The sequence below is a fragment of the Martinezella sp. CNPSo 3957 genome, from assembly GCF_057784395.1.
The window spans coordinates 27505-54219 of sequence record NZ_JBXSOU010000005.1 but is presented as its reverse complement, the minus strand read 5'-3'; the positions used below and the strand labels follow the sequence as shown (position 1 = coordinate 54219).

Genomic DNA, 26715 nt, shown 5'->3' with positions numbered 1-26715 from the left:
CATCCCTCATGGACATGAACGAAATCAAAGAGATTTTCTTCCAGGAGTGCGAAGAGCAGCTCGCCGAACTGGAATCCGGTCTCCTGAAAATGAATGATGGCGACCGTGACCCGGAAACCGTCAATGCCGTATTCCGCGCCGTTCATTCCATCAAGGGTGGGGCGGGTGCCTTCGGTCTGGACGATCTGGTCGCCTTCGCTCATGTCTTCGAGACGACGCTCGATTGCGTTCGATCCAACAAGCTGGAGCCGACCCAGGATGTCCTGAAGGTCATGCTCAAGGCCGCCGACGTTCTGGCGGATCTCACCAATGCTGCTCGCGATGGCGGCAGCGTCGATCCGGCGCGCAGCCGTGGCCTTGTCAAGGAACTGGAAGCGCTGGCAAATGGCGATGTTCCCGCGCCGTCGGCAGCGGTGGTTGCCGAAGTTGCTCCGAAGTCCGTCGCGGCCGCGCCTTCGCCGACCGACGAAAGTGGTTTCCAGCCGATCCCGTTCAGCTTCGACGATGATTTCGGCAGCGACGAGCTGGCCGTCGATGCCAGGCCGGAATATGAAGTCAGCTTCAAGCCGCGGTCCGATCTCTACGCCAAGGGCAACGACGCGACGCTGCTGCTGCGCGACCTCTCGCGGCTCGGCGAGATGAACATCTTCTGCGATATGGATGCATTGCCAGGCCTTCCCGACATCGATCCCGAAGGCGCCTATTTCAAATGGGCAATCTCGATCAAGACGGACAAGGGCGAAGACGCCATTCGTACCGTCTTCGAATTTGCCGAATGGGATTGCGATCTCGATGTCCAGCCGGCCGCAAGCGGCGGGTCTTCGACCAGCGAAGAGTTGCCGATGGTACCGGTGCCCTTCGATCTTTCGATCCTTGACAATGACGGCGCCACCCCGGCTGCAGAGGCCGGAAAAGAAATACCGGCGCCCAGAAACGATGTCGCTGCCGCCGTTGCGGCTGCGGAAACCGCAAGCAATGTTACGCAGCTCGCCTCGGCCGCCGCACGCGTCGAGAAGAAGGAAGCCGCCCTTGCCGCAGCTGCCGCTTCTAATGCCGCCGCAGCGCAGAACAATGCCGCCGCAGCCGCCGGCCAGACCATCCGTGTCGATCTCGACCGCGTCGATCGGCTGATCAACCTCGTCGGCGAGCTTGTTATCAACCAGGCAATGCTCTCCCAGAGTGTCATCGAGAATGACAATAACGGCGCGTCCTCGATCAATATGGGTCTCGAGGAGCTGCAGCAGCTCACCCGCGAGATCCAGGACAGCGTCATGGCGATCCGCGCACAGCCGGTGAAGCCCGTCTTCCAGCGCATGTCGCGCATCGTCCGCGAAATCGCCGATATGACCGGCAAGTCGATCCGCCTGATCACCGAGGGCGAGAACACCGAAGTCGACAAGACGGTCATCGACAAGCTTGCAGAACCGCTGACGCACATGATCCGCAATGCCGTCGATCACGGCATCGAAACGCCGGAAAAGCGCTCGACGCTCGGCAAGAACCCGGAAGGCACCGTCCGGCTGACGGCAAAGCATCGTTCCGGCCGCATCCTGATCGAGCTTGCCGACGACGGCGCCGGCATCAATCGCGAGAGAGTGCGCCAGAAGGCCATCGACAACGACCTGATCGCGGCAGACGCCAATCTGTCGGATGAGGAAATCGACAACTTGATCTTCCTGCCGGGCTTCTCGACCGCCGACAAGATTTCGGACATTTCCGGCCGCGGAGTCGGCATGGACGTGGTCAAGCGCTCGATCCAGGCGCTCGGCGGCCGCATCAACATCACCTCCAGGCCGGGGCAGGGCTCGGTCTTCACCATGAGCCTGCCGCTGACGCTGGCCGTTCTCGATGGCATGGTGGTCACGGTTGCCGGCCAGACCCTCGTCGTGCCGCTGACGGCGATCGTCGAAACGCTGCAGCCCGAGGCTTCCGCGATCCACTCCTTCGGCGCCAACCATCGCCTGATCTCGATCCGCAACAGCTTCTGCCCGCTGGTTGACGTCGGTCGCATCCTGAACTTCCGTGCCACACAGGCTAATCCGGTCGACGGCGTCGCACTGCTGGTGGAATCGGAAGGCGGTGGTCAGCGCGCTCTCATGGTCGATGCCATCCAGGGCCAGCGCCAGGTCGTCATCAAGAGCCTCGAGGCCAACTACACGCATGTCCCGGGCATTGCTGCAGCGACCATCCTCGGCGATGGCCGCGTGGCGCTGATCCTGGATGTCGATGCGGTGGTCGGCGCTTCGCGCGGCCAGGCGCTGAAGCCCGAAATGTCTTACGCGGCGGCGGGGTGACTTGATGTCTTATGCCGTCAAGAACCTGAACCAGGGCAATCGCGAGCTGATCGCCTTTCGCATCGGCGACCAGGAATTCTGCGTTAACATCATGTCGGTTCGGGAAATCCGCGGCTGGACGCCCGCAACGGCCATGCCGCACGCGCCGGGCTATGTGCTCGGGATCGTCAACCTGCGCGGCGCGGTGCTGCCAATCATCGATCTCTCCGCCCGGCTCGGGATGAAGCGGGCGGAACCGACAGTTCGGCATGTGATCATCGTGGCCCAGGTCAAGCGCAAGGCGGTCGGTCTTCTGGTCGATGCGGTTTCGGATATCCTGACCATTACCGACGACAGCATACAGCCGACGCCGGAGGTTTCCTCCGATCACGAACGGCAGTTTGCCCGCGGCATCGTGGCGATCGATCGCCGCATGATCTGCCTGATCGAGCTGGAAGCCCTGTTCCCTGAAAGCGAAAGCGAGGCTGCATGAGCATGATGGGAGCAATGGATTTCAAGGCGTCTCCGGACGAGGTGCTGGCAAGCGGCGAATACCCGCTGACGCGCCGCGACCTCTCGGAAATCGCCGCAATGATCTATGCGGATGCCGGCATTTCTCTCAACGAGAGCAAGGCGTCGCTGGTCTATTCCCGGCTGTCGAAGCATATCCGCGCGCTGGGTCTCGCCGGCTTCCGCGACTACTGCCAGCTCGTGTCGTCGCCGGCGGGAAGTGCGGCGCGTCGCGAGATGCTGTCGCATCTGACGACGAACTTCACCCGCTTCTTCCGCGAAAACCATCATTTCGATCATTTGCGCGACGAGGTTCTGCCTGGTCTCCTGGCGCGCGCCAAGGCCGGCGGCCGGGTGCGCATCTGGTCTGCTGCGTGCTCGGACGGGCAGGAGCCTTACTCGATCGCGCTGACGGTGCTTGCCTTGATGCCGAATGTCGCCGATTTCGATTTCAGGATCCTGGCGACGGATATCGATCCCAAGATCCTCGGGCTTGCCCGCGCCGGCGCCTATGATGAATCTTCGCTCGAAACGGTTTCTCCGGCCATGCGCAAGCAATGGTTCCAGGAAGTCAATGTCCAGGGCCGCCGGAAATTCCAGATCGACGATCGCGTCAAGCGGCTCATCACCTTCAACGAGCTGAACCTGCTCGGGCAATGGCCCTTCAAGGGCCTGTTTGACGTCATCTTCTGCCGCAACGTCGTCATCTATTTCGACGAGCCGACCCAGACGAAGATCTGGACGCGCTTTGCCGGCCAGCTGCAGGATGCCGGCCACCTCTATATCGGCCACTCCGAGCGCGTGGCCGGTGAGGCCAAGCACGTCTTCGACAATATCGGCATCACCACCTATCGCTATCTCGGCAAGTCCGCAGGGAGGAAGCCATGAGTTCTCCCGCACGTGTTCTTGTCGTCGATGACTCCCCGACCATGCGGGGTCTCATCACCGCCGTCCTGCGTGCCGATCCAGAGGTCGACGTCATCGGCCAGGCTGGCGACGCCTTGGAAGCGCGGGCAGCCATCAAGGCGCTCAATCCGGATGTCGTCACCCTCGATATCGAGATGCCGAACATGAACGGCCTCGAATTCCTGGAAAAGATCATGACGCTGAGGCCCATGCCGGTCATCATGGTCTCCACTATGACCCATCGCGGTGCCGACGCGACGCTTGCCGCCCTCGAAATCGGCGCATTCGACTGCGTCGGAAAGCCCTCTCCGGGCGAGCCCCATCCTTTCGGCGATCTGGCGGACAAGGTGAAGGCGGCTGCCCGCTCGCAGCGTCAGTATGTGAAGCCCACCGCCCAGCGCGTGCCGCCGCCGGCCGTCGCGGACTTCCGCGTGGGGCGTAAGATCGTCGCCATCGGTTCTTCCACGGGCGGCGTCGAGGCCCTGATCAATGTACTGCAGAAATTCCCGGCCAATTGTCCGCCGACCGTCATCACGCAGCATATGCCGCCGACCTTTACGCGCAGCTTCGCCGAGCGGCTGAATCGCCTCTGTGCGCCCGTCGTCCAGGAGGCGACCGACGGTGCGCGGCTGGAAATCGGCAAGATCTATCTGGCGCCTGGCGGTGAGAGGCACCTTAGGGTCGCCAATGCGTCCGCACCTCATTGCCGTCTGGTAGATGGCGGGCCGGTGAACGGCCATCGCCCTTCCGTCGACGTGCTCTTTGACTCGGTTGCCGAACTGGCTGGCCGCAATGCCGTCGGCGTAATCCTGACCGGGATGGGGCGCGACGGCGCCGCCGGTCTCCTCAAGATGCGCCACGCCGGCGCGCGCACCATCGGCCAGAACGAGAAGACCTGCGTGGTCTACGGCATGCCGAGGGTCGCCCACGAGCTTGGTGCAGTCGAACAGCAGTTTCCGCTGAACGCCATTGGCGAGGAAATATTGAAAGCCACAGCCGCCCGAAAGGAAGGGAGCGAATAATGTCTCTAGCGGAGAAAATCAAAGTTCTGATCGTTGACGATCAGGTCACCAGCCGCCTGTTGCTGAGCGATGCGCTGACGCAGCTCGGCTTCAAGCAGATCACGGCCGCCGGCGACGGCGAGCAGGGGATGAAGATCATGCAGCAGCAACCGCATCATCTCGTCATCTCCGATTTCAACATGCCGAAGATGGATGGCCTCGGCCTTCTGCAGGCCGTGCGCACCAACCCGGCGACCAAGAAGGCCGCCTTCATCATTCTGACGGCGCAGGGCGACCGCGCGCTGGTTCAGAAGGCGGCGCAGCTCGGGGCCAACAACGTACTCGCCAAGCCCTTCACCATCGAAAAGATGAAGGCTGCCATCGAGGCTGTGTTCGGAGCATTGAAATGATCGTCGAGGGTGCGGCCCGTCGCGTGCATATCATTCAGGGCGAGTACAAGGTCATCAGCGATCCAGAAGTGGTGCTGACGACCATCCTCGGCTCCTGCGTGGCGGCCTGCCTGCGCGATCCCATCGCCGGCGTCGGCGGCATGAACCATTTCCTCCTTCCGGGAATGGCGAACTCGCCGATGAGCGGTGGCGATGCGACGCGTTACGGCGTGCACCTGATGGAACTTCTGATCAACGGCCTGCTGAAGAAGGGCGCAAGGCGCGACCGCCTGGAGGCGAAAGTCTTCGGTGGCGCCAAGACGATCGCGACCTTCTCCAATGTCGGCGAGCAGAACGCGATCTTTGCCATGCAGTTTCTGAAAGACGAGGGTATCCCGGTCGTCAGTTCCAGCACGGGCGGCGAGCACGGGCGCAAGATCGAATATTGGCCGATTTCCGGAAGAGCCAGGCAATATCCGCTGACCGGCGCCGAGACACAGAAGACCGTAGCGCTGGAGCAGCGTCCGGTCGTGGCTCCCAAGCCAGTCGACAACACGATCGAATTTTTCTGATCAGCGAGGCAAGTGCATGACCCCCTTTCAGCACGTTGAGACGGCTGCCATCGAGGAGACGCTTCCGGCTATCCTTCTGCGCATCGTTTCCGAATTGCATGACATCGCCTATCTGATCGAACGCGTCGAACCTCAGCTGCTTGACATCAGCGATGCCAATATACTGGCCTCGCCGGAGGCCATGAAGGTCGTCCAGGGCATCGATCTTGCGGTGCAGAAGACGCGCGGCATCGCCGAATTCATCGATACCATTGCCGGAGCTATGCCCGAGGCCTGGACGGTGGATCTGGCAACGGCGCTGAGCCTCGTCAAGCTCACAGAAATGCAAAGGGCGCTTGGCGGCAGCAGTTTTCATGCGCGTTCCCCGTCCATGGCCCAACCCCTGGTCCAACCCATGGCAAAGGCTGCCGGCGATTTCGACTTCTTCTAGCTGCCGTCGACGATAGATACTGTTTTTCTTATATAATCTTCCGATTCTTTCCAGCTTTTTCCTGGGCTCTTCTGGCCGGACGAAACGCTCGCACAAGTTTCGATTTCTATTTTCGCAGCAGGTTACAAAGCCATCAGGTCTTTGACGAATCGTGCGAGAACAGAATGAATCTGTTAAATCAATTAGTTCCCCTGTTTCGGAATCTGCAGAATCTCGGGAGAACGCGGCTGATGATCATGGGAGGCGTAGGCGCCGCCTCCGTGCTGCTGATCCTTTTGGCGGCCCTCTACGTCAATAAGCCCGCTCAGGAGACGCTGTATGTCGGCCTGGATGCGACGGATCTCAATCAGATCAGCATCGCGCTCGCTGAAGCCAAGATCAATTTCCAGGTCGGTACGGACGGTTCCAGCCTGACCGTTCCGGCAGGCATGACCGGCAAGGCCCGCGCGCTTCTCGCCGAGCGCGGCCTGCCGACGAGCGGCAAGGCCGGCTATGAGCTCTTCGACAATGTCGGTTCGCTCGGTCTGACTTCCTTCATGCAGGAAGTTACCCGCGTGCGTGCTCTCGAGGGTGAAATCAGCCGCACCATCACGTCTATCGCCGGCATCAGCGCTGCCCGCGTCCACATCGTCATGCAGGATGTCGGCAACTTCCGGAAGGCGGATCAGAAGCCGACGGCATCGGTCATGATCCGCGCGAGTGCGGAGGCTGCCCGCAAATCGGCTTCGGCTATCCGCCATCTCGTCGCCTCCGCCGTTCCCGGCCTGGAGGTCGACGACGTCACCATCCTCGATTCCACCGGCCAGCTCCTCGCATCGGGAGACGATCCTGGCAACGGAGCGCTGAGCCGCAATCTCGGCATCGTGCAGAACGTCCAGAACGAAGTGGAATCCAACATCGACAAAGCCTTGGCGCCCTTCCTCGGCATGGACAATTTCCGTTCCAGTGTGACGGCGCAGTTGAATACCGACAGCCAGCAAGTGCAGGAAACCACCTTCGATCCCGACTCGAAGGTCGAGCGCTCCGTCCGCACGGTTAAGGAAGCGCAGAAGTCGCAGCAAAGCCAGCCGGACACCGCAGCCACCGTGGAGCAGAATATCCCGCAGGCGGCGCCGAAATCCGGTGGCAACTCGCCGACGTCGAACGACCAGTCCGACAAGCGCGAGGAGCAGACCAACTACGAAATCAACAGCAAGACGACGGCCACGACCCGCAACAGCTACAAGATCGAAAAGCTCTCCGTCGCGGTGGTGGTCAACAAGGGTCGCATCGCGCAAATGGTCGGCGAAGGTGCCGACCAGGCGAAGGTCGATGCCTATATCGCCGAGATGCAGAAGATCGTCGCAACGGCAGCGGGCGTCGATCCGGCCCGCGGCGACATCGTCACCGTCAATGCCATGAATTTCCTCGACAGTCAGCTGCTTGAAGATACGTCCTCCAGCTTCAGCATCACCGACATGCTGAGCCGCAACATGGCTGGCATCATCAACTCGCTGGCCTTCGTCGCCGTCGCTGTCCTGATCATCTGGATGGGCTTCCGTCCGCTGATCCGCTCGCTTGGTGGTGCAAATGGCGGCGCAGCGCTGCCGGAAGCGGCTGGCCTCGAGCTGCCGGATTTCGCACCGGCAGTGGGTGGCCCCGGTGCGGCTCTCATGGACGGCTTCGGCTCGGATTTCGGTTTCGACAGCACCGACGATCTGCTGACCATGGGCGACGATGCCGGCACCTTCAACCGCCGCGTCAAGGAAGGGCCGGAGCGCCGCCTGTCCCGCATGGTGGAAATCAGCGAAGAGCGCGCAGCAAAGATCCTCAGAAAATGGGCCGTCGACCAGGCAGCCTGATGAAAGGACCGGGAAATCTCCCGGTCTTTTTTTGTCTAGGCAGGTGGCATTGGAGCCTGCCGCGCCGTCGATTTGAACCTGTGATTAATTAGTCGCTATAAGCCGAATTGACGTGTTCGTAAGATGGAATTCAAAGGACATACAGTTGTTGGGTATGGAGAATCGACTTACAAATACTGAGCTTATTGCGTAACACATGAATAAACGGAACGATTCGGCCCGCTTTTCGGCGTTTCTCATGTCTAAGTTCGTAGAGTTCAAAGCGGAAAGATTTAGTCCATGGTTCGCGGTTTGTGTTTGCGGCGATGTATGCCGACACGATTGCGGATGTCGAATTCAGAGGCGAGCTATGCTCACCTTCCCGAACCCGCCGGGATGTATCTGTGCCGCGGTCGAGAAAGACCGGGCTTCGATGTTTCGTCGAGATACGTCGCCGGTTCTCTGAGGTGAAGGGATTGGGTTCTGACGAAACAATGCTCTCGTTGACGGCTGATCGTCCAACAGCGGCAGGAAATGCAAGTATGGACATGCAGATATCGCAGGTAAGCAAAGGCGATAGGGATGCGCGATCGAGCGTGGCCGCCAGAGCCATCTCGCGCGAGCAGCTCGTTCTGCAGCTGAGTGCAGTTTCCGGCCCTGCCTATCTGCAAGCCGGCCTTCATGCCTTGGCGAGCTATGCCGGTGCCTCCCATTATCTTCTGGTCCGATCCGATCTCATCCAGGAAAGCGGCCTCGACTTCGTGATTGCCTCCGATTGGCCCTTCGATCTCGTCCGGCGTTTGGCGACGGAACTGACGAGCGGGTATGGCCGTATCGGCGAGCTGGAAAAATGCATGGCGCTGTTTCAGCCGAGCCTGGCGGCCCTGCCGGATGATATCGCGCTGCCTGACGGTATAGGCCGTCAGTATCACGCCTTGACGTTCAATGTTGGCCGAACACGCTTCTCGTTGCTGCTACTGGCGAATGAAGCGGCAGTACTGTCGCCCGAGCGGCTGAGGGACGTCGGCCTCCTGGCCGGCTATCTCGCCAGCTCGACGCGTTGCTTCGAGGGTAAGCTTGAGCGCGATTTCGAGCTGACCGAGCGCGAACTGGAATGCCTGTTCTGGATCGCCGAAGGCAAGACGAGCGACGAGATCGCCATGATTCTCGGGATCTCGCGCAATACCATCAATAACTACATCACCAGTGTCATGCGCAAGACCGCGACCAAGACCCGCTCGGAAGCGATCGCCTTCGCCGTGCGCAACAATTTCGTTTAAGGGCCGACCGGATGCGCTATCAGCCAGACAGGACAATGGGTATGCCGACCGAATCACGGCTTACCCGTTCCGGGCGGATCTCCGGCCGCTCCGACCTGTACCCGAAGCTCGTGTCGATGCAGAAGCTGATCGATGCGCAGCATTTCGCCGTTTATCGGCTGCACGGCTCAGGCCTCCCGCATAAGCAGCGCCTGGTATGCGAGCTCGATAATTGGGGCTCGGCCAACTCGGTCGTCGGCAAATCCTTCGTGGAGGCCTATGGCGAAGCGCTGATCGAGCATATCGACAAATCGTTGCTGCCGCTGATGTGGAACGGGCGCGATAGCGACAGCACGGCCGAGACGCCAGATTTTGCCGCCTTCACGCAGCGCCTGAAGCCGCATCTCCTGCCCTTTTCCGGCGTTGCCTTTCCCGTGCGGCTCGGTGCCGTCGGCAATGGCTATACCGTCTTCACGGCCAAGTTCATGGACCTTTCGAGCGATATGATCGTCGAGCTGCACGGCCGCAGCTGCCAGCTCATGATGGAGCTCCTGTCACTGGATGAACGCCGGTCACAGGCCGCCGAAGCGCTGAGCGAGCGCGAAATCGCCTGTCTGCAGCTTGCCGGCGACGGGCGCATCAGCGAGGAGATTGCCGAGAAACTGGGATTGTCGGTACATACGGTCAATGCCTATCTCGGATCGGCGACGATCAAGCTCGATAGCGTCAACCGCATCCAGGCAATCGCAAAGGCGATCCGCTTCGGCTACATAAGCTGACGCTGCACCGAAACGGATCATCCTCGCAAGTCTTGCAATGTTGGATTTTTCAGACTGCGTGTGCCGCTTCGCCGCGGACGAGGTAACGTGCGTCTCTCAGGCTGCGTGCAAGCAGTGCCGTATTTTCGTCCGGGTCGGACGAGGCCTTGTCGAAGGCGATGTGGCTGATTTCGATGCCCGCATGATGTTCCGTCAGCGCGAGCTTGGCGTAGATGGTGATGCCCCGCGGCTTGATCTCCAGATCGAGCGTCACTTCCGCCGGCCCGCCCCACTCGAGCTTGTAGTCGCCGCCGAGCCCGAAGTTGACCGTGCCGGGAAGAAAATAAAGCTCAGCCGCCGAGGCCACGAGATCACCGAGATTGCCATATCGTTCGAAGCGCAGCAGCGAGATCAGATCGGCGGCATCGAGAAGGCGCAGTTCGCTTGCGACCGGGCTAATGGCTTCGGCTAATATTTGTTCGCGTTGGGCAGAGTAGGGGCATTTTTTCATTTGGTTTATCGTACCCGTTTTTTCGTCTGCGCCGCATAGACCCGATGGATGAGCTCTGCGACAGCTTTGTAAAATGCTGATGGTATGACGCTATCAACCGAGACTTGCGCAAACATGGAGCGTGCGAGCGGCGGATCTTCGAAAACGGGAATATTGTTAGCCTCAGCTATCTCCCTGATTTTCAAGGCAATAAGATCCTGGCCCTTGGCAACGACGACGGGCGCGTCGTTTTCCTCGCGCACATAGCGCAGCGCGACGGCAAAGTGGGTCGGGTTGGCGATGACGAGCGTGGCGCGCGGCACCTGTTTCATCATGCGGCGGCGAGCGCGATCGCGCGCGATCGAACGCTGGCGCGACTTGACGATCGGATCGCCCTGCGACTGCTTGTGTTCGTCCTTGATCTCCTGCTTCGTCATCTTCAACTGGTCGAACCAGTGGTGGCGGCTCCACAGCAGGTCGGCGATGCCAACGACGATGGTCGTCAGCAGCACGATGATCAGGATGCGCTGAACGATCGTCGAGAGCCGCACGAAGATCGTCTGCGGGTCGGACACCATCGAATCGATCGCATGGAAATACTGGCTGCGCAGCACGAAAAACATGACGATGCTGACAAGCACGATTTTTGCAAGGGATTTGCCGAATTCCACCAGGCCGGTGGCGCTGAAGATGCGCGTGAACCCTTTGGCCGGCGATATGCGGGAAAACTGCGGCCTGATTCGTTCGAGAACGGGGGTCGGCAGGTTCTGAAAGATCGAGGCGCCGATCCCGAAGATGAAGAAGAGCACCACGGCCGGCAGCACCATGTTACCGACTTCCCAGCCTATGCGCGTAAACAGCGATATGGCATCCGGGCCCGTTTCCAGCTGCCATTGATCCGGCTTTTCGAAGAGGTCGCGTAGAACCTCGCCCATGCGGCCCATGCGCTCTGGCAGAAAGAAGGTGACGTAGATGACAGTCGCGAGCATGGAAGCAAAGAGCGTCGCTTCCCTGGAGTGAGGGACATTGCCCTTCTCGATCGTATCGCGGAGTTTTTTCTCCGTCGGTTTTTCTGTTTTACTGTCCTTGTCTTCGTCAGCCAAAGCAGCCGCCCTTTGCGAAACGGAAAGAGGCCGCGCATGATACGCGGCCCTCAGATCATCAGTTTACGATGTTTTGGCTGAGTCGCGCCGCGCTTATGCGGCTTCTTCCACAGGCGTATTTTCCTTGGCCTTGAGCTCGATCTGGCCGGAGTTGGCCAGACGGATGGCTTCCTGGGCGATGGCACGCCGGGCAATTGCGATTTCGCGCGGATTGATGCCGGCATTGCCCATCTGCAGGTCGGATTCGATCATGCGGCGCTGACGCGGGCTGATCGAGGACAGCACGATCTCCCGGATCTCGTTGCCGGATCCCCGCAGCGCCATCGTCAGGATGTCGGCGGCGATGTCGTTGAGCAGCAGGACGCGGCTCGGCTGCGGCATGCGCGTGAGATCGTCGAAGAGGAAGATCTTCGGGCGAACCTTCTCGACCGATTCCTTGTTGATCGATTCCAGCGAACTCAGCAGGGTATCGACGACCGGCTTGTCGAGTTCGTTCATCAGGTCGGCGACCTTCGTGGAACCGGAGGCGTTGCGCTCTGTGTCGATCTCCGCCATCAGCCCGAGCACGCGGTTTTCGATGATTTGGGCAGCCTTCGGGCTGACATCCTTAATGTTGACCGTGCGGTTCATGATGTCGGCGCGCTGTGCCTCGGGAAGCTGCAGCAGGATCTTGGCGCCGAAGGCCGAAGGCATCATGGAGAGCACATAGGCGATCGTCTGAGGATGCTCGCGCAGGAAGAACTTGGCAACGAAGACCGGATCGGCCTCGCCCAGGCGATCCCAGATGGAGGTCTCGTAAGCCTGGAAGGCGGTACGGCGGCCGAGCAGACTGTCGACCTCGTCGGGCGTCAGGCCCTCTTCGAGAATGCTCTCGATGGCCTTGGCGTTATCCATGAGGCCGGCGCCCTCGGTGAAGAGGTCCTCGAATTCCGCCACGAGCTGCGCCAGCTCGTCCGGCGGAATAACTCGCAGTGATTGCGCCGAGGCGATGATCATCTGCAGCTCGTTCTGCGTGAAGTATTTCAGCAGCCGTCCAGCCACTTGCTTGCCCATGGCGAGAAGGACGGCGGCTGCCTTTTCAGTCTGAGATAACGGTTTCTCGGCGATCGCGCCGCTGAAATCGTCAAAGTCCATCATGGTCTTCGTCTCCGTCCCGCAAGGGGGAGTGGGCTCGTCATGAGCAGGGTTCAGCTTTTCTTCGCGTTATAAATTTCAGTGAGCTTGATGCCGAATCTGGTGTCGTCATGTTCCAGAACGGTAATCTCGCCCCGGCCGATTTTGCGGCCGTTCACAGTAATCTCGACCGGCTCGCCGATCTTCTTGTCGAGCGCGATGATGGCGCCTTCAGTCAGGTTCATCAGGCCGGATACCGGCATGCGGCTGCTGCCGAGCACGATCTGGACGTCGATCGGGATGTCCATGATCAGGTCCATATTGGCGGTCAGCGCGCTGCCGGGAGCAGCCGGTGCGGCCGCCGCGGAAGCGACGCCGAACTCGCCGTCATCGAAGGCCGGAGCGGAATTGTCGTCGCCGAAATCGCCGAAGGTGGAAAGGTCCGTGCCCGTTTCAGTGCCGAATGCGTCGGTCTCGAAGTCGGGCAGGCTGCCGTCATTGTCTTTCTTCAGGACGCCCCGCAGACCATCGATGGCCTCGTCCAAGGCGGCATCGCTGTTCGAAATGTCGAGCGATTCCTCGCTGCTTTGCTGTGTCGTCTTCGTAGCCATGAAATCACTATTCCAGTTGAAACTTGCCTCAAGCTGCCGTGAGTGGGCTCACACGCCAGCAGATCAATTCATCAAGTGTCGAAGAAGCTCGTCATCGGAATTGACGTTGTCCTTGACGCGCACGGTATAATTTTCGCCGGAGCGGCCGAATTCGCAAATGTAGAGGTCTTTGCTGTTGGCGCTGACCTCGACCCGGACGTCGCCGCTATGATCCATAAAGGGAATGACATCGCCGACCGCGAGCTTGGAAATGGTATCGAGCGTCAGAGATTCGAGCCGAACTCGCGCCTCGAGCGTTACCTGCGAGCGGCGCACCTGTTCGCTGAGCTGCTCCGACCATGTCTGGGAAGCGGCTGTCGGGTTCTTGGCGCGAGGCGTGCTGACGACGGTGCGCAGCAGGTCGCGTTGCGGTGCGATGATAACGATCTGCGAAATCGACTTGCCGAGCGAGATCGTCATCGTGATCGCAGCGGCAAACTCGTTACCGTTGTCACCGATGGCCGCCGGGCGATCCTCGATATTGTAGGGCGGATCGAGGTAGGGCTCGAAACCGCCGGCTGCGCTCACCGCCGAGCGAAGCACTTTGGCGATCTTTTCGAACACCATGACGGAAAGATCGAGTTCGATCACTGAAAGTGGCCGCGCGACCGGCGCTTCCATATCTTCAGCGCGTGCGCCCAGCATATGCTCCATCAGCGTCATGATAAAGCCGGCGCCGCAGCCGAGGATGAAGTTCGGGGCCCAGTTGCGCAGCGAACCGTTGACCAGCGCATGATGGCCACCGAGCCCGGCAATCAGCTCGTTCATCGAGCCGGACTGATGGCCGGCATAGGCGATGTTGATGTCCAGGCCCGTCTCAGTCTTGATGATGTCGGGCAGGAATTCGGCATAGACCTGGGCGAAGGCGGTGCCGAGTTTCGCAAGCGTCGCCTGATCGCCGAGATTGCCTGTAAGCTTGGCAAAAAGGGTGCGGTCCATCGTCTGTGCTCTGTGCGATGATTGCTGGCTCATATTCGTCAGGCTGCCTTGCTCTCACCACCGGGGTTCATCATTTCCTGCTCGACGGCATCGATCGATGGACGTTCGTAGGAAGAGATGGTCTTGCGGCCGTATTCGAGGGCGACCTGCGGCACCGATCCGTTCATGTAGGCAAGCAGCGTCTGCTTCACGATGACATAGAGGCGATGCTGCTTGTTGCGCACGACCTTGATCTGGGAAACCAGCGGTGCGCAGACGGAATAGGACAGGATAATGCCGAGGAAGGTGCCGACCAGCGCCGAACCGATGAGATGACCGAGCACCTCGGGTGATTCGTTGATGTGGCTCATGGCCTTGATGACACCGAGAACGGCAGCAACGATACCGATCGCCGGGAAGGAATCGCCCATGATCGTGATCGAATGATAGGGCTTCATCTTGTCGTGCTGCATCGTTTCGAGCTCTTCGTCCATCAGTGCCTCGATCTCGTGCGAGCGGGCATTGCCGATGATGATGAGCCGGACGTAGTCGCAGATGAAAGCCGTCAGATCCTTGTTCTTCAATACCGTCGGAGCAGCCTTGAAGATCGCCGATTCATCGGGATTGTCGATATGGGCTTCGATCTCGTTGCGCGACTTGGTACGCAAGTCGCGCATCAGGGCATAGAGTACGCCGAGCGTGTCGAGATAGTCGCGCTCCTTGGGAACCGCATGGCGGAAGGCCTCTCCGAGCGCTTTGCCGGAATCCTTCACCACCTTCATCGGATTGGCCATGATGAAGCCGCCGAGACCGGCGCCTGCGATAATGACGAATTCGAAAGGCTGGAACAGCGCGCCTACATCTCCGCCCATAGCCATGAAGCTGCCTATGATGCAGCCGCAGGTCACTACAAATCCGATAATAATATTCATCGTCGGTCCACACCTGAACGTTGCTTCATATGATGAACTAGGGGACCTGCCTTGCGTGAGGCTGTTCGATAGGTCTCCGAACATCCTTTTTGCCTTGTCAGCTTCGCACAAGCCAAGCCCTGCAGGATGGCGGGTAAGGGCATCCATGCCCCGCTAACGAAATGTAGGAGCGCCCGCGGCGTTTCCTTTCCCGTTATTCTCCAATGTCCGGAGGGCGTTGAAAATGCAGTCTGGTATTTATGTCGCGCTGTCATCCCAGATGGCGCTCGAGCGGCGTCTGACGACGATCGCCGACAATCTGGCGAACGTGAACACAACGGGCTTCCGTGGCACCGAGGTCAAGTTCGATCAGGTCCTCAGCAATACGGAAAACAAGCTCAATGCCAAGGTCGCCTTCGTCTCTCAGGGCAATGATTATCTCTCTACCGACAATGGCGAACTTCAAAACACCGGCAATCTCTTCGATTTTGCCGTCAAGGGGGATGCCTATTTCGGCATGAATACGCCGGCCGGCCTGGTGCTGACGCGCGACGGCCGCTTCACCATGACCGAAAGCGGCGCGCTGGTTTCCACGCGCGGCTTCCCGGTCCTCGATCCGGGCGGTGCGCCGATCCAGCTCGACCCCGCCGGCGGTCCGCCGAGCGTCGCGTCGAACGGCACGATCACGCAGAATGGCCGGAGCATGGGCCAGATCGGTCTCTATAGCGCCGATGTCAGCAAGGGCTTCCTGCGCTACGAAAACAGCGGCATCCTGCCGACCGATACGCCGCAGCCGGTTATCGATCGCTCGAGCATCGGGATTGCACAGGGCTACCTCGAAAACTCCAACGTCAACGGCATGCGGGAAATGACCAATCTTATCGAGGTCAGCCGTGCCTTCGACAACATCAGCACGCTCACCAGCAGCAGCGAGGGCACGCTCACCGACGCCATCAAAACCCTCGGCGGCAGCCAATAAAGAGGGCTTGTCATGGTCGAGGATCGGTTGCCGGAGGGCGCGCTGTCGCCGAAGCTTTCGCATATGGCCGTCCTGGCGGGCCAATATGCGCTGGCGGAGAATGCCGTGGCCAATGGCGGTCATGTGCGCACCATCGCCGCTGGACATTATACGGTTGCCGGTCTTTCCAGGCAGGTGCGTCTCGGCGATTTCGTCGCGCATCGGTCGTCGACCGGTGTCCATCTCGGCGAAGTCGTTCGTGTCGAACCGGAACTCACCTATGTCTGTCCGATCGAGCCGGGCGAGCCGATCGGCATCCAGGACACCATCATCCGCAAGGGTGCTTTCCGTATTGCGCCCGATGACAGCTGGTGCGGCCGCACGATCAACTCACTCGGCGAGCCGATCGATGGCCTTGGTCCCCTGACATCGGGTCTGGAAGCGCGCTCGATCGCGAATACGGCACCGCCGTCGATGATGCGCAAGCGTGTTGAAACCGGCTTCAAAACCGGCGTTCGCGCCATCGATATCTTCTCGCCGCTCTGCCTTGGCCAGCGCCTCGGCATCTTCGCCGGCTCCGGCGTCGGCAAGTCGACGCTGCTGTCGATGCTGGCGAGGGCCGATGCTTTCGACAAGGTGGTGATCGCGCTCGTCGGCGAACGCGGCCGTGAAGTGCGCGAATTCATCGAGGATACGCTGGGTTCCCACATGCAGAAGTCGGTCGCCGTCGTTGCGACCAGCGACGAGAGCCCGATGCTGCGCAAGATGGCGCCGCTTTCGGCCATCACTATTGCCGAGCATTTCCGCGACAGGGGCGATAACGTTCTCCTGATCGTCGACAGCGTCACCCGTTTTGCTCATGCCATCCGCGAAGTGGCGACTGCCTCCGGCGAGCCGCCGATCGCACGCGGATATCCGGCGTCCGTCTTTACCGAGTTGCCACGCCTTCTCGAGCGGGCAGGCCCGGGACCGGAGGGGACCGGCACCATCACCGCCATCATCTCCATCCTCGTCGATGGTGACAATCATAACGACCCGATCGCCGATTCCACCCGTGGCATTCTCGATGGTCACATCGTACTGCAGCGTAGCCTCGCCGAAGAGGGACGCTATCCGCCGATCGACCCGCTGGCATCCGTGTCGCGCTTAGCGCGCAAGGCCTGGACTTCGGATCAGGAAAAGCTGGTTTCGCGCCTGAAGGCATTGGTGCATCGCTACGAGGAAACGCGCGACCTGCGCCTGATCGGCGGTTATCGCCAGGGCGCCGACGCCGATCTCGATATCGCGGTGCGCCAGGTGCCGATCATCTACGACATACTGAAGCAGACGCCCGGCGAAGAGCCGTCGGCGGATGCTTTCACCGATCTCGCGACGGCCCTCAGGAATGCTTCGGGCGGCGTCCCCGCCAGGGCCAAGTGATGGCCGTCCGTCGCACGATCTCGTTTTTTCCTGTCCGCAAGCCTGTCGAAGATTGCTGAACGTCATGCTGAGAAAGAGGCCGCAAGTGAGAGAATCCGAAGCAGACGAACCGGTCGCCCCGCCGAAATCGGCGAGAAGGCGAACTGTTGCGGACAGGGCTCTGGCCTTTACCGGCCTGGCGCTGGCCGGTGCCTCGGCCTTCTTTCCCTGGTATGTCTTTCTGAACCCGGAGAAGTTCGGCATCCAGGTGGCTGAAGGCGATCGCACCCGCGATCTGCCGAACTGGCCCGGCCGCGCCGTTGTCAGCGTGTCGCCGCTTGCCATGGTCAACAAGAATCCCTCGCAACCGAAGGATCTCATCCCCGATCCGCTGACGACGGCAACGGTCAGCAATACCGGCCGCGAGGATGACAAGGGGCCTCCGGCCGATCAGCAGCCGTTCCCCGGCAAGTCTGCCTTCCAGCTGCTGCATGTCGCCAACGGCCGCGCTCTGATTGAGGACGACACCGGCATGTATGTCGTCCGTGTCGGATCGCTTCTACCCGACAGCAGCCGGCTGGCTTCGATCGAGCAGCGGGAAGGAAAATGGGTCATCGTCACCTCGACGGGCGATGTCTACGGCAGCAATTGAGGCAAGCACGGAATCGCCTGGATTTCAGGCACTTCGAAGACTTTACAGGAACGCATTTCCCGCAAGTCCCACGCAAGATTATCCCGCTAGATTCACAGTGTAAGAACGGAGAGAAGCCCATGCAACCCATTCAGCTCTTTGACCTGGCCTCGCGGCAAGCGGAGTGGCTCCAGGTGCGTCAGCAGGTTGTTGCCGGCAATATCGCCAATGCCAATACCCCGAAGTTTCACGCCAAGGATGTCACGCCGTTCCAGGCAGTTCTGGACAACCAGAACGTCAACATGGTCCGGACCAGTCCTGCGCATCTTTCGGGCAACGAATTCAGCACGAGCGGCAACGTCAACGTCGAAGAGGCGCCGCTAAACCAGGAAATTGGTGTCCAGGAGTCGGGTAACACCGTCGGCCTGGAGGACGAGCTCGCCAAGGCCGGTGACATCAAGCGCCAGTACAGCTTGAACACCGCCCTCGTCGGCTCCTTTCATCGCATGATGTTGATGGCCGTAAAACAATAGATGAAGTGAAGATGTCATGGACCCCTTATCAGCCGCATTGAAAATTGCAGGCTCCGGCCTGGAGGCTCAATCGACTCGCCTGCGTATCGTCTCCGAAAATATCGCCAATGCCCGCTCGACGGGCGACACGCCGGGTGCCGATCCTTATCGGCGCAAGACCGTGACGTTCGGTGCCGAGATGGATCGCACCAATGGCCTGACCACGGTCGGTGTCAAGAAGCTCGGCGAGGACACGGGCAGGTTCGTCGAAGAATACGATCCCAGTAATCCTGCCGCCGACCAGAAGGGCTACGTCAAGATGCCCAACGTCAACGTTCTGGTCGAGATGGCCGACATGAGGGAGGCCAACCGTTCATACGAGGCCAATCTGCAGACGGTCAGACAGGCCCGTGATCTCATCTCCTCCACTATTGATTTGCTGAAGAACCAATGATCGACGCGATTAAGAATGTAGCCTCCCTCTCGGCGACCCGCGGCCTCGGCAGCATCGCCACGGATATGACCTCCGCCGCTTCCGGCGCGCTGAACGCCTCGCCGGCCGTTGCCGCGGGCGTAGATGCCGGAATGAGCTTTGCGTCCGTCATGTCGAATGTCGCGAAGGATTCCATCAATTCACTGAAGGATGCTGAAAACGCCTCCTTTGCCGGTATCAAGGGCACGATGAACACCCGCGAGGTGGTCGACAAGGTCATGCAGGCCGATCAGACCCTGCAGACCGCGATCGCACTGCGCGACAAGGTGGTCTCAGCGTTTCTCGATATTACGAAGATGCAGATCTAGTGCGGGGTTTTCCGCTCTAATTATTTGATTTGGCGTGAATTGTTCGCAGGCCGCTTTGCGGTTTCGGAGATCCCGCCCTGGCTCGAAGGACGAAAGCATGAGAGCGCTCGCAATTGCCGCGACGGGCATGGACGCCCAGCAGACCAATCTCGAAGTGATCGCGAACAACATCGCGAACATCAACACGACGGGTTACAAGCGCTCGCGCGCCGAGTTTTCCGACCTTCTTTATCAAACGGAACGCGCCAAGGGCATTGCCAACAGGCCGAATCAGGCGGTGGTGCCGGAAGGCGCCAATATCGGCCTCGGCGTGCAGACCGTGGCCGTACGCAACATCCAGGTCCAGGGCCAACTCTCGCAGACACAGAACGATCTCGATATCGCCCTGGTCGGTCGCGGCTGGTTCCAGATCCAGATGCCCGACCGCACGATAGCCTATACCCGCGCCGGCTCTTTCAACAGAAGCGATACCGGCCAGATCGTCACGCCCGATGGCAACACGTTGGCGCCGGGCATTACCGTTCCGAACAATGCCACCAGCCTCACCGTCAGCCAGTCCGGCCAGGTTTCTGCAATCATCGGCACGGCGACGACGCCGACGGTACTCGGCCAGTTGCAGATCGCCAATTTCGTCAACGAAGCGGGCCTGCAGCCGATGGGCAGCAACCTCTTCACGCAGACGCCGGCCTCCGGCGATCCGGTTGTCTCAGATCCCAACCAGAACGGCTTCGGCTACATGAAGCAATTCTATCTCGAATCGTCGAACGTCGATCCGGTCAAGGAAATCACCGATCTGATCACCGCGCAGCGCGCCTATGAGATGAATTCGAAGGTCATTACCACGGCCGACGAAATGGCGCAGGTCGTCAGCAAGAACCTGAAGTAACGAGAGGGACGGGCCAAACATGAGGTTTCGCCGGATGAAAAGCTTGGCAATGGCATGGTTCGCCGCAGCGAGCCTCTCCGTCGTATTTGCGTCGCCTACACCCGCCGGTGCGCAGAGCGCCGATGGAGGAAGTTTCGGAACTGCCGTGGTGCCGACCGAGACGATCTATCCGGGCGATATCATCACCAGCGGTCAGCTCGAAGAGGTTGATGTCACCAACCCCAATCTGAGCGGTGACTATGCTAAGCGGCTCCGCGAGGTGACCGGCCTGGTCTCGAAGCGCACGCTGCTTCCCGGCCGCACCATTTCCATTTCCGCGCTGCGCCAGCCATATGCGGTAACGCGCGGCTCCAATGTTCGTCTGGTGATGAGCATGGGCAGCATGACGATCACCGCGGCGGGTACGCCGCTGGATGACGGCGCCGTCGGCGACAATATCCGCGCCCGCAACATGGACTCCGGCATCATCGTCAACGGCACGGTCCTCCAAAACGGCACGATACGCGTGGTCGCGAAATGAAACGGTTTCGTCAATTACTCGCAGTCCTATTCGCATTGCCGAGCCTGATCGTCGCCGATCCGGCGCTCGCGATGCAATCGCGCATCAAGGATATCGCATCGCTGCAATCCGGCCGTGACAACCAGCTGATCGGCTACGGTCTGATCGTCGGTCTCCAGGGGACCGGCGACGGCCTGCGTTCCTCGCCTTTCACCGAGCAGTCCATGCGCGCGATGCTGCAGAACCTCGGCATCTCGACGCAAGGCGGCCAGTCCGCCGCCAAGAACACCGCAGCCGTCATGGTGACGGCGAACCTGCCGCCCTTTGCAAGCCCGGGCAGCCGCATCGACGTGACGGTCAGCTCGCTCGGCGATGCGACGTCGCTGCGCGGCGGCACGCTGATCATGACCTCGCTGAGCGGCGCCGATGGACAGATCTATGCCGTGGCGCAGGGCTCCGTCATCGTATCCGGCTTCCAGGCACAGGGTGCCGCCGCCACGGTGACCGAGGGTGTTACCACGGCTGGCCGCGTGCCCGGCGGTGCCATCATCGAGCGTGAACTGCCGTCGCGTTTCAAGGATTCCGTCAATCTGGTCCTGCAGCTGCGCAATCCGGATTTCTCGACATCGATCCGCATTTCCGACACGGTCAACACCTGGGCGACTTCGCGGTTTGGCGCGCCGATCGCAGAAGCCAAGGATTCGCAGGAAGTCACGATCGCCAAGCCGAAGATGGCCGACCTGGCGCGGCTGATGGCCGATATCGAAAATCTCAATGTTCAGACCGACACGCCAGCCAAGGTCGTCATCAACGAGCGCACGGGTACGATCGTCATTGGCGCCGACGTCCGCGTCTCGCCGGTCGCCGTCAGCTACGGAACGCTGACCGTGCAGGTGAGCGAGAACCCGCAGGTGATCCAGCCAGAACCCTTCTCCGATGGCCAGACGGCGATCCAGGACCAGACCGATATCACTGCCACCAAGAGCGGCGGCCGTGTGGCGGTGCTGGAAGGGCCTGACCTGAAGACGCTGGTCGCAGGCCTCAACAATATCGGCGTCAAGCCGGACGGCATCATCGCCATCCTGCAAGGCATCAAGTCGGCCGGCGCCCTGCAAGCGGAGCTCGTGCTGCAATGATCCCGAACGCCATTGCCAGAAATATGCTGATCGGCTGCAGCCTCGCAACGGCAGCCCTGCTCCTGTCGCTCGGTGCGGCTCTGGCGCAGGAAGCGCCGAAGCCGATCACCGCCGATCCGGCTTCCAGCCAGGATGAGATCCGCCAGTTCTGCACCAATATCGCCGATCCGGCACGGGACCAACGCTATCTGCTGCAAAAGCAGGAACTGGAAAAACTTCAGGCCGATGTCGATCAGCGCATCGCCACCATGGACAAGCGCAAGGCCGAATACGAAGACTGGCTGAAAAAGCGCGATGACTTCCTCAAGACCGCGGATCTAGGCCTGGTCGATATCTACAAGAATATGAAGCCGGATGCGGCCGCAGCCAGCCTCAATGATGTCAGAACCGTCGTGGCGGCTGCAATCATCATGAAGCTCTCCGCGCGCCAGTCGAGCCTCATTCTTGCAGAGATGGATGCGAAAAAGGCGGCGGTCATCACCAACATTATCGCCAGCGCATCCGACCCGAATACATCGAAGTCGAAGGACCCCTCATGAACACGCGTCTTACGGCCGCCTGCGCAATCGTCGTCTTTCTCGCCGGTTGCCAGTCGCAGGCCCTCAGGGAAATCGGCAGGGCGCCTGCCATGAGTCCGATCGGCAGCGGCCTGCAATATGCGCAGACGCCGCAGATGTCTCAATATCCGAAGCGGCCGCACCAGGTCGCGCAGGGCTATTCGCTCTGGAACGATTCGCAGGCCGCTTTGTTCAAGGATTCGCGCGCGCTCAATGTCGGCGACATCCTGACCGTCACGATCCAGATCAACGACAAGGCGAACTGGGACAACGAGACCAATCGCAATCGCACGAACAAGAGCGATATGAATTGGGATATTTCGGCCAAGATTTTTGGCTGGAGGCCTGCCACCAACGCCGACGCCACCTCGGGCTCCGACACCAGCACCGACAGCAAGGGCAAGATGCAGCGCTCCGAGCAAATCAATCTTCTGGTCGCTGCCGTCGTGACGGGCATTCTCGAAAACGGCAACCTGATGATCAGCGGCTCGCAGGAAGTGCGCATGAATCAGGAAATTCGCATTCTCAATGTCGCCGGCATCGTCCGGCCGCAGGACGTGACGTCCGATAATACCATTTCCTACGACAAGATTGCCGAGGCCCGCATTTCCTATGGCGGCCGCGGCCGCCTGACAGAAATACAGCAGCCGCCGAGAGGGCAGCAGGCGGTCGACCTGCTCTCGCCGCTCTGATTTGATAGCGAACGGATAGGGATATGGCAGCAGTCGCAGACGAATCGGCAAAGGGCAAGGGATCGTCGCTGATCATGATGGTCGCCGGGCTGCTGGTACTCACCGTACTCGGCGGCGGCGGAGGCTGGGTACTGGGAACCATGGTGGCGCCGCGGATCAAGCAGGCCACCGCTGCGGTGCAGGCGACGGCAAAGGCTGGCGGCGACGGCAAGCAGGCTGCAGCCGCCGCCCAGGCAACCGGCACCATCGCGCTCGATCCGATCACCGTCAACCTCGCTTATCCCTCGCAGAACTGGATCAGGCTGGAGCTTGCGCTCGTTTTCAAAGGGCCGCCCGACGCTCAGCTTGCCCAGGCGATCCATCAGGACATCCTCGCCTATATCCGCACGGTCTCCCTGCAGCAGATCGAAGGCGCCCGTGGCCTGCAATATCTTCGGGATGACATCCAGGAGCGTGTTGACCTGCGCTCGGAAGGACGAGTATCGAAAGTTATGTTCAGAACTTTCGTGATCGAATGAGTCGGCCAGCACTTGCTCTATTTATATTCGTGATTGCTGCCTTGTCGCCTGAACTGGCGGCGGCGCAGCAATTGTCGCAGCAGCTTCCCACCGATCTTCTGAACGCGCCGGTCAACGGCTCGGTTGCCGCCTGGATCATCCGTACCTTCGGGCTCCTGACGATCCTGTCGATCGCGCCGGGTATCCTGATCATGGTGACGAGCTTTCCGCGCTTCATCATCGCCTTTTCGATCCTGCGCACCGGCATGGGCCTCGCAACGACGCCGTCGAACATGATTCTGCTGAGTCTTTCGCTGTTCATGACGTTTTATGTCATGTCGCCGACCTTCGATCAGGCCTGGAAGGATGGCGTGCAGCCGCTGCTTGCCAACCAGGTTTCGGAAGCCGACGCGGTGCAGCGCATTGCCGAGCCTTTCCGCACCTTCATGTCGAACAATACGCGTGACAAGGACCTGAAGCTTTTCGTCGATCTGGCGAAGGAACGCGGCCAGTCGACGGTCGTCGACAACAAGATCGATTACCGCGTTCTGATCCCGGCCTTCATGATATCGGAGATCCGCCGCGGCTTCGAAATCGGCTTCCTGGTGGTACTGCCGTTTCTCGTCATCGACCTGATCGTATCGACCATTGTCATGGCGATGGGCATGATGATGCTGCCACCGACCTCGATCTCTCTACCGTTCAAGATTCTCTTCTTCGTGCTGATCGACGGCTGGAACCTTTTGGTCGGCAGCCTGGTCCGCTCTTTCCACTGATATGAAAAGCGTAAGGCGATCACCGGGGCCACAGCCCCGATGATCGCTGAAGCTTACTCGGCCGCGATCGCAGCCGAGTTCCGGTCATCTTCCATGAACGGTTTCGAGCGCTCCGGTACGGCCGGCACGTCGATGTGATCGGGTGCCAGTCCCTGCTTGGCCCGCGCCACCATAATTTCGAAAGCCGTCTCCAGATGCTGCGTGAAGCGTTCCGCATCGAAGAGCGGTTTGATGGAGCGATTGGCAGCCAGAATTTGCTTGAATTCAGCGATACGCTCCGGTTGCTCGGCGAGCTGCACGGCCATGTCCTCATAAGCCTGGATGTCTGCGGCCACCAGCTCGGGCAGGCCGATCGCATTCAGCAGGCTTTCGCTGACGCGTGAGGCGAAGTTGGTGCCCTTCACCGTGAGGACCGGCAGACCGCCCCACAGCTGCTCCGATGTGGTCGTATGGCCGTTGACGGGGAAGGTGTCGAGGCCGAGATCGGCCAGCTGCTGGCGGTCGATGTGATCCTCGTAGCGAATGCGTGTGGTGAAGATGACCCGCTTGCGGCTGATGCCACGCGCTTCCAGACGTGCCCAGAGATTGGCCTCTGCGCGGGGACCGTTGCAGAGCAGCCAAAGCACACTGTTCTTGCTGCGCTTCAGAATGTTGCACCACACGTCGACCATTTGTGAGGTGATCTTGCGGTTGCCGTTGAAGGAGGCGAAGACGAAGGCGCCTTCGGGCAGTTCGTGTTGCGCGCGCGTCGTCGGCCGCGGCTTAGGGCGGTTGAGCGGATCGTTCGGCTGGTAGCATTCGGGCAGCCGGCAGAATTTCTCGTGGAAATGCGCCTTCGAATGATCCGGAAGCACATAAGGATCACCGATAATATAGTCGAGATCGATATTGACGACGGAGCCCGGAAAACCGAGCCAGGAAACCTGGATCGGAGCGGCCATATGATTGAGGATAGCCGCGCGGCTTCCTTTGGTGTGCCCCTTGAGATCGACAAGAATGTCGATATTCCGAGCGCGGATCGCCTCTGCTGTGCCTTGATCGGACAGGCTGCGAACGTCGACCATTGTTCCCCACTGCTGATGGTCGAACGGCTGCTCCTTCTGGGAAGCGAGATCCGAATGGTCGAAGAGAGTGATCTCGAACCGATCCCTGTCGTGCAACTCCAGGGTCCGCTGCATCAGCTTCATTGTCGCGTGGCCGGGCCAGAAATCGGACGAGAGATAACCGACGCGGATCTTGTTGCTCCACGTGTGTGGCAACTTGCGACGAGCCTCGGCATGGCCGGCGGGCAGGGGTTTTGTGTCGTGGACCGCATGCTTATTGATTGCTTCATCGCCACACCAATGCAGGTGGAAGAAGGGATTGTCCGGGATCACATAGTCGAGATTGCCCTTTGCCAGTGCCGCTGTGATCGGCGCTATGTGTCTGTCGACAGCCGCGAGATCGGATATCTCTCGAGCAAAGATCAGATGGAGTATGCGCGTGACAATGCTGTCGGGGTGTTTCTTGAACAGCGTCGCAACGAGGTGTCGGTTGCTTGCGTCATAGAGATCGTCGGTAAGCAGTTTCGCTGCCATGAGCCGATGCTTGAGCTCCGGTCCCTCGACCAGTATCGTCTTGAAGCTGGTCAGGAGTTCTTTCTGCTGTCGGCCGAGGAAAATGCGAGCGAGGATGAAGGCAATCTCCGGATCCTTAAACGCCATTGGAAGGATCAGGTTGCCGACTGCGAGAGCCTGATCGTCATTGCCGCATTCGCTATGAAGCAGCAGCGCCTCGCGAAGATAGTCGTCGCGCTGCGGCTTTTGCCGGCCGGCCAGTTCATACGCGCTCGCCGCATCCGATCTGAAGCCGAGCTTGAGCAATGTTTTCGCCAACAATGCATAGGTCTTTGGCGACCTGTCGACGTTAAGCAGCTCGTTCAGGGTCTCGAGCGCGCGCGTATACTGTCCCTTCTGATAGAAACCGGACGCTGTCGAAAAGGCATTTTTCGTATTCACGAGCGAGAACTCCAAGCGGAATGTTGAACTGGCACTCGCCAAGGGCCGAGTGCCGGAATCATGGATTCCGCCCGATCTTCGCGCACGTAGCTTGCCTGAAACCGAAGCGGCGGGGGAAAATGCCTTTACGCATTTTTAGCTACGTTCAGGAGAGCCGCTTACCGGCGGATCGAATTTAAGAAATTGGCAAGCAATGGATGCGACTTTCCTTGCGACATGACGGGTTTGGTCCTCTAGGAAAACGGATCGAGGGGCATGAAGCTGCTCCGTCA

General features: G+C 60.1%; 30 protein-coding genes. 23 read left to right on the top strand and 7 right to left on the bottom strand.

Annotation, left to right across the window (positions count from 1 at the left end; all coding sequences use genetic code 11):
* Nucleotides 1-8: 8 nt before the first annotated feature.
* The 10 genes from AC13QE_RS14015 (at nt 9) to visR (ending at nt 9939) form a co-directional block, all read left to right on the top strand.
* Nucleotides 9-2294 carry a chemotaxis protein CheA gene (locus tag AC13QE_RS14015; protein WP_488484132.1) on the top strand — a complete coding sequence of 762 codons (2286 nt, stop codon included), beginning with the start codon at nt 9-11 and terminating at the stop codon, nt 2292-2294.
* A gap of 4 nt (nt 2295-2298) precedes the next feature.
* Nucleotides 2299-2766, top strand: a complete 468-nt coding sequence (locus AC13QE_RS14010) for a chemotaxis protein CheW (protein ID WP_112336546.1) — start codon at nt 2299-2301, stop codon at nt 2764-2766.
* Complete coding sequence (locus AC13QE_RS14005; RefSeq protein WP_132715804.1) at nt 2763-3671, top strand: protein-glutamate O-methyltransferase; 909 nt, start codon at nt 2763-2765, stop codon at nt 3669-3671. The genes AC13QE_RS14010 and AC13QE_RS14005 overlap by 4 nt, the downstream gene beginning before the upstream one ends.
* A complete protein-coding gene (gene cheB, locus AC13QE_RS14000) occupies nt 3668-4711 on the top strand; it encodes a protein-glutamate O-methylesterase CheB (protein ID WP_132715805.1) in 1044 nt (347 codons plus the stop codon). The genes AC13QE_RS14005 and cheB overlap by 4 nt, the downstream gene beginning before the upstream one ends.
* A complete protein-coding gene (locus AC13QE_RS13995; RefSeq protein WP_007695708.1) occupies nt 4711-5100 on the top strand; it encodes a response regulator in 390 nt (129 codons plus the stop codon). Before cheB ends, AC13QE_RS13995 begins: the two co-directional genes overlap by 1 nt.
* Complete coding sequence (cheD, locus tag AC13QE_RS13990) at nt 5097-5651, top strand: chemoreceptor glutamine deamidase CheD (RefSeq protein WP_015338784.1); 555 nt, start codon at nt 5097-5099, stop codon at nt 5649-5651. The genes AC13QE_RS13995 and cheD overlap by 4 nt, the downstream gene beginning before the upstream one ends.
* A 16-nt stretch (nt 5652-5667) precedes the next feature.
* Nucleotides 5668-6081: a hypothetical protein gene (locus tag AC13QE_RS13985; protein WP_132715806.1), complete on the top strand. Its 414-nt coding sequence runs from the start codon at nt 5668-5670 to the stop codon at nt 6079-6081.
* 164 nt (nt 6082-6245) lie between these two features.
* Entirely contained in the window at nt 6246-7922 is a 1677-nt protein-coding gene (gene fliF / locus AC13QE_RS13980; RefSeq protein ID WP_488484131.1) for a flagellar basal-body MS-ring/collar protein FliF, read from the top strand.
* Between the two features lie 521 nt (nt 7923-8443).
* Entirely contained in the window at nt 8444-9181 is a 738-nt protein-coding gene (visN, locus tag AC13QE_RS13975; RefSeq protein WP_488484130.1) for a transcriptional regulator VisN, read from the top strand.
* A gap of 11 nt (nt 9182-9192) precedes the next feature.
* On the top strand, nt 9193-9939 hold the full coding sequence (gene visR / locus AC13QE_RS13970) for a transcriptional regulator VisR (RefSeq protein WP_488484129.1): 747 nt from the start codon (nt 9193-9195) through the stop codon (nt 9937-9939).
* 49 nt (nt 9940-9988) lie between these two features.
* Here visR and AC13QE_RS13965 read toward each other — a convergent pair whose 3' ends face one another.
* The 6 genes from AC13QE_RS13965 to motA all read right to left on the bottom strand — a co-directional run bounded on the left by AC13QE_RS13965 (nt 9989) and on the right by motA (nt 15124).
* On the bottom strand, nt 9989-10429 hold the full coding sequence (locus tag AC13QE_RS13965) for a hypothetical protein (RefSeq protein ID WP_112608109.1): 441 nt from the start codon (nt 10427-10429) through the stop codon (nt 9989-9991).
* A 5-nt stretch (nt 10430-10434) separates the two neighbouring features.
* On the bottom strand, nt 10435-11511 hold the full coding sequence (gene flhB / locus AC13QE_RS13960) for a flagellar biosynthesis protein FlhB (protein WP_488484128.1): 1077 nt from the start codon (nt 11509-11511) through the stop codon (nt 10435-10437).
* Nucleotides 11512-11604: 93 nt separating this feature from the next.
* Nucleotides 11605-12648, bottom strand: coding sequence for a flagellar motor switch protein FliG (fliG, locus tag AC13QE_RS13955; RefSeq protein ID WP_132715811.1), 1044 nt, complete (start codon nt 12646-12648; stop codon nt 11605-11607).
* A 50-nt stretch (nt 12649-12698) separates the two neighbouring features.
* Nucleotides 12699-13235: a flagellar motor switch protein FliN gene (gene fliN / locus AC13QE_RS13950; protein WP_488484127.1), complete on the bottom strand. Its 537-nt coding sequence runs from the start codon at nt 13233-13235 to the stop codon at nt 12699-12701.
* A 63-nt stretch (nt 13236-13298) separates the two neighbouring features.
* Nucleotides 13299-14246 carry a FliM/FliN family flagellar motor switch protein gene (locus AC13QE_RS13945; RefSeq protein WP_488484126.1) on the bottom strand — a complete coding sequence of 316 codons (948 nt, stop codon included), beginning with the start codon at nt 14244-14246 and terminating at the stop codon, nt 13299-13301.
* A gap of 5 nt (nt 14247-14251) precedes the next feature.
* Nucleotides 14252-15124 carry a flagellar motor stator protein MotA gene (gene motA, locus AC13QE_RS13940; RefSeq protein WP_015338794.1) on the bottom strand — a complete coding sequence of 291 codons (873 nt, stop codon included), beginning with the start codon at nt 15122-15124 and terminating at the stop codon, nt 14252-14254.
* A 223-nt stretch (nt 15125-15347) separates the two neighbouring features.
* Between motA and flgF the strand changes: the two genes are divergently transcribed.
* The 13 genes from flgF to fliP all read left to right on the top strand — a co-directional run bounded on the left by flgF (nt 15348) and on the right by fliP (nt 24446).
* Entirely contained in the window at nt 15348-16082 is a 735-nt protein-coding gene (gene flgF / locus AC13QE_RS13935) for a flagellar basal-body rod protein FlgF (RefSeq protein WP_015338795.1), read from the top strand.
* Nucleotides 16083-16094: 12 nt separating this feature from the next.
* Nucleotides 16095-17480 carry a flagellar protein export ATPase FliI gene (gene fliI / locus AC13QE_RS13930; protein ID WP_488484125.1) on the top strand — a complete coding sequence of 462 codons (1386 nt, stop codon included), beginning with the start codon at nt 16095-16097 and terminating at the stop codon, nt 17478-17480.
* 85 nt (nt 17481-17565) lie between these two features.
* The gene (locus AC13QE_RS13925; RefSeq protein WP_132715814.1) at nt 17566-18111 is read left to right on the top strand and encodes a flagellar protein; all 546 of its coding nucleotides are present in this window, start codon (nt 17566-17568) and stop codon (nt 18109-18111) included.
* Between the two features lie 119 nt (nt 18112-18230).
* On the top strand, nt 18231-18623 hold the full coding sequence (flgB, locus tag AC13QE_RS13920; RefSeq protein WP_112336532.1) for a flagellar basal body rod protein FlgB: 393 nt from the start codon (nt 18231-18233) through the stop codon (nt 18621-18623).
* Between the two features lie 16 nt (nt 18624-18639).
* Nucleotides 18640-19056 carry a flagellar basal body rod protein FlgC gene (gene flgC / locus AC13QE_RS13915; RefSeq protein WP_015338799.1) on the top strand — a complete coding sequence of 139 codons (417 nt, stop codon included), beginning with the start codon at nt 18640-18642 and terminating at the stop codon, nt 19054-19056.
* Complete coding sequence (fliE, locus tag AC13QE_RS13910) at nt 19053-19403, top strand: flagellar hook-basal body complex protein FliE (RefSeq protein WP_488484124.1); 351 nt, start codon at nt 19053-19055, stop codon at nt 19401-19403. The genes flgC and fliE overlap by 4 nt, the downstream gene beginning before the upstream one ends.
* A gap of 97 nt (nt 19404-19500) precedes the next feature.
* Nucleotides 19501-20289 (top strand): flagellar basal-body rod protein FlgG, encoded by a 789-nt coding sequence (gene flgG / locus AC13QE_RS13905; protein ID WP_015338801.1) that lies wholly within the window; start codon nt 19501-19503, stop codon nt 20287-20289.
* Nucleotides 20290-20323: 34 nt separating this feature from the next.
* The gene (gene flgA, locus AC13QE_RS13900; protein ID WP_405047955.1) at nt 20324-20809 is read left to right on the top strand and encodes a flagellar basal body P-ring formation chaperone FlgA; all 486 of its coding nucleotides are present in this window, start codon (nt 20324-20326) and stop codon (nt 20807-20809) included.
* A complete protein-coding gene (locus tag AC13QE_RS13895) occupies nt 20806-21924 on the top strand; it encodes a flagellar basal body P-ring protein FlgI (protein ID WP_488484123.1) in 1119 nt (372 codons plus the stop codon). Before flgA ends, AC13QE_RS13895 begins: the two co-directional genes overlap by 4 nt.
* The gene (locus AC13QE_RS13890) at nt 21921-22463 is read left to right on the top strand and encodes a MotE family protein (RefSeq protein ID WP_488484122.1); all 543 of its coding nucleotides are present in this window, start codon (nt 21921-21923) and stop codon (nt 22461-22463) included. Before AC13QE_RS13895 ends, AC13QE_RS13890 begins: the two co-directional genes overlap by 4 nt.
* On the top strand, nt 22460-23173 hold the full coding sequence (gene flgH / locus AC13QE_RS13885) for a flagellar basal body L-ring protein FlgH (protein WP_112336527.1): 714 nt from the start codon (nt 22460-22462) through the stop codon (nt 23171-23173). Before AC13QE_RS13890 ends, flgH begins: the two co-directional genes overlap by 4 nt.
* A 23-nt stretch (nt 23174-23196) precedes the next feature.
* The gene (locus AC13QE_RS13880; protein ID WP_488484121.1) at nt 23197-23691 is read left to right on the top strand and encodes a flagellar basal body-associated FliL family protein; all 495 of its coding nucleotides are present in this window, start codon (nt 23197-23199) and stop codon (nt 23689-23691) included.
* Entirely contained in the window at nt 23688-24446 is a 759-nt protein-coding gene (gene fliP, locus AC13QE_RS13875) for a flagellar type III secretion system pore protein FliP (protein ID WP_041677216.1), read from the top strand. The genes AC13QE_RS13880 and fliP overlap by 4 nt, the downstream gene beginning before the upstream one ends.
* A gap of 53 nt (nt 24447-24499) precedes the next feature.
* On the opposite strand, the gene AC13QE_RS13870 is transcribed toward fliP, so the two are convergent.
* A complete protein-coding gene (locus AC13QE_RS13870; RefSeq protein WP_488484120.1) occupies nt 24500-26443 on the bottom strand; it encodes an O-linked N-acetylglucosamine transferase, SPINDLY family protein in 1944 nt (647 codons plus the stop codon).
* Nucleotides 26444-26715: the final 272 nt, after the last annotated feature.

What these genes read in the sequence shown, in the direction of transcription:
- AC13QE_RS14015 (WP_488484132.1), top strand. Translation starts at nt 9, where the DNA reads ATGGACATGAACGAAATCAAAGAGATTTTCTTCCAGGAGTGCGAAGAG.
- flgH (WP_112336527.1), top strand. Translation starts at nt 22,460, where the DNA reads ATGAACACGCGTCTTACGGCCGCCTGCGCAATCGTCGTCTTTCTCGCC.
- flgF (WP_015338795.1), top strand. Translation starts at nt 15,348, where the DNA reads ATGCAGTCTGGTATTTATGTCGCGCTGTCATCCCAGATGGCGCTCGAG.
- cheB (WP_132715805.1), top strand. Translation starts at nt 3,668, where the DNA reads ATGAGTTCTCCCGCACGTGTTCTTGTCGTCGATGACTCCCCGACCATG.
- motA (WP_015338794.1), bottom strand. Translation starts at nt 15,124, where the DNA reads ATGAATATTATTATCGGATTTGTAGTGACCTGCGGCTGCATCATAGGC.
- AC13QE_RS13965 (WP_112608109.1), bottom strand. Translation starts at nt 10,429, where the DNA reads ATGAAAAAATGCCCCTACTCTGCCCAACGCGAACAAATATTAGCCGAA.
- AC13QE_RS14010 (WP_112336546.1), top strand. Translation starts at nt 2,299, where the DNA reads ATGTCTTATGCCGTCAAGAACCTGAACCAGGGCAATCGCGAGCTGATC.
- fliF (WP_488484131.1), top strand. Translation starts at nt 6,246, where the DNA reads ATGAATCTGTTAAATCAATTAGTTCCCCTGTTTCGGAATCTGCAGAAT.
- cheD (WP_015338784.1), top strand. Translation starts at nt 5,097, where the DNA reads ATGATCGTCGAGGGTGCGGCCCGTCGCGTGCATATCATTCAGGGCGAG.
- AC13QE_RS14005 (WP_132715804.1), top strand. Translation starts at nt 2,763, where the DNA reads ATGAGCATGATGGGAGCAATGGATTTCAAGGCGTCTCCGGACGAGGTG.
- flgG (WP_015338801.1), top strand. Translation starts at nt 19,501, where the DNA reads ATGAGAGCGCTCGCAATTGCCGCGACGGGCATGGACGCCCAGCAGACC.
- AC13QE_RS13895 (WP_488484123.1), top strand. Translation starts at nt 20,806, where the DNA reads ATGAAACGGTTTCGTCAATTACTCGCAGTCCTATTCGCATTGCCGAGC.
- flgA (WP_405047955.1), top strand. Translation starts at nt 20,324, where the DNA reads ATGAAAAGCTTGGCAATGGCATGGTTCGCCGCAGCGAGCCTCTCCGTC.
- fliE (WP_488484124.1), top strand. Translation starts at nt 19,053, where the DNA reads ATGATCGACGCGATTAAGAATGTAGCCTCCCTCTCGGCGACCCGCGGC.
- fliI (WP_488484125.1), top strand. Translation starts at nt 16,095, where the DNA reads ATGGTCGAGGATCGGTTGCCGGAGGGCGCGCTGTCGCCGAAGCTTTCG.
- AC13QE_RS13945 (WP_488484126.1), bottom strand. Translation starts at nt 14,246, where the DNA reads ATGAGCCAGCAATCATCGCACAGAGCACAGACGATGGACCGCACCCTT.
- flgB (WP_112336532.1), top strand. Translation starts at nt 18,231, where the DNA reads ATGCAACCCATTCAGCTCTTTGACCTGGCCTCGCGGCAAGCGGAGTGG.
- fliG (WP_132715811.1), bottom strand. Translation starts at nt 12,648, where the DNA reads ATGATGGACTTTGACGATTTCAGCGGCGCGATCGCCGAGAAACCGTTA.
- visN (WP_488484130.1), top strand. Translation starts at nt 8,444, where the DNA reads ATGGACATGCAGATATCGCAGGTAAGCAAAGGCGATAGGGATGCGCGA.
- visR (WP_488484129.1), top strand. Translation starts at nt 9,193, where the DNA reads ATGCGCTATCAGCCAGACAGGACAATGGGTATGCCGACCGAATCACGG.
- AC13QE_RS13890 (WP_488484122.1), top strand. Translation starts at nt 21,921, where the DNA reads ATGATCCCGAACGCCATTGCCAGAAATATGCTGATCGGCTGCAGCCTC.
- fliP (WP_041677216.1), top strand. Translation starts at nt 23,688, where the DNA reads ATGAGTCGGCCAGCACTTGCTCTATTTATATTCGTGATTGCTGCCTTG.
- AC13QE_RS13880 (WP_488484121.1), top strand. Translation starts at nt 23,197, where the DNA reads ATGGCAGCAGTCGCAGACGAATCGGCAAAGGGCAAGGGATCGTCGCTG.
- AC13QE_RS13985 (WP_132715806.1), top strand. Translation starts at nt 5,668, where the DNA reads ATGACCCCCTTTCAGCACGTTGAGACGGCTGCCATCGAGGAGACGCTT.
- fliN (WP_488484127.1), bottom strand. Translation starts at nt 13,235, where the DNA reads ATGGCTACGAAGACGACACAGCAAAGCAGCGAGGAATCGCTCGACATT.
- flgC (WP_015338799.1), top strand. Translation starts at nt 18,640, where the DNA reads ATGGACCCCTTATCAGCCGCATTGAAAATTGCAGGCTCCGGCCTGGAG.
- AC13QE_RS13995 (WP_007695708.1), top strand. Translation starts at nt 4,711, where the DNA reads ATGTCTCTAGCGGAGAAAATCAAAGTTCTGATCGTTGACGATCAGGTC.